The organism is Mesorhizobium sp. M4A.F.Ca.ET.022.05.2.1 (assembly GCF_003998845.1).
Classification (GTDB): Bacteria; Pseudomonadota; Alphaproteobacteria; order Rhizobiales; family Rhizobiaceae; genus Mesorhizobium.
The window spans coordinates 1-883 of sequence record NZ_RZOJ01000775.1; the positions used below are offsets into that span (position 1 = coordinate 1).

2 protein-coding genes are annotated in these 883 nt (G+C 61.4%); one reads left to right on the top strand and one right to left on the bottom strand.

Going from position 1 to position 883, the window contains the following annotated elements:
• Positions 1-177: DUF993 family protein (locus EN745_RS35315; protein WP_127423347.1), on the bottom strand; the 177-nt coding region annotated here is incomplete at its 3' end.
• 237 nt (positions 178-414) lie between these two features.
• Between EN745_RS35315 and EN745_RS35320 the strand changes: the two genes are divergently transcribed.
• Positions 415-883: LacI family DNA-binding transcriptional regulator (locus EN745_RS35320; protein ID WP_145992352.1), on the top strand; the 469-nt coding region annotated here is incomplete at its 3' end.

Below are 883 nucleotides of genomic sequence, written 5' to 3' on the forward strand. Positions count from 1 at the left end.
GTCCCAGTCGACGACGGGCAGCGACCACGGGTCGGTCATGGCGAGGGGGTCGGCGACGACATGGGCGGCGGCATAGGCGACGCGCGAAAACCGCGCCCCGGCAACCGGCTGCGCGGGCCGACCGACAAGCCGGTAGCTGGCGCGGCGGCCACCCTCCTCGGGCAAGGTGATGTCCATGAAACTCTCCCTTTGGCAGCGCCTATAGATGGAACGTTCCAATAAATCAAGAAGCTTTATGATTTTTGCTCTGGCACGCCGAAATGCTGCATCGCAACACGATTTCCCTTGTCGCATAAGGTGTTGACACAGTCGAATTGTCGATTTTTCCGTTTTTCAGAAATCCGGATTGACTCTTCTCGCGCCTCATGATTAGAACGTTCCAATAGATTTGACCAGTTGGGAGGAGCGATCTGGATGGCCAGCCGGGCCAAGGCGACGATACTCGACATCGCCCGTGAAGCGGGCGTGTCCAAGTCGACGGTATCGCTCGTACTGCAGGGCAGCGGGCTGATCCGGCCCGAGACAGCGGTCAAGGTGCGCAAGGCGATCGAGGATGTCGGCTATGTTTACAACCGCGGCGCCGCCAATCTGCGCAAGGCTCACTCCAACGTCATCGGCATGGTCATCAACGATCTCACCAATCCCTTCTTCACCGAACTGGCGGTCGGCATGGAGCGCGTCTTCCAGTCGGCCGGCATCGTGCCCTTCATCGCCAATACGGCCGAGAACCCGGTGCGCCAGGAAGAAGTGCTGAAATCGCTGATGGAGCAGGGCGTCGCCGGGCTGATCGTGTCGCCGGCGCGCGGCACCACGCCGGGCGCCTTCCGCCGCATCGAGACAGCCGGCGTTCCGGTTGTCTTTGCCATGCGCCGTTTGCCAGAGA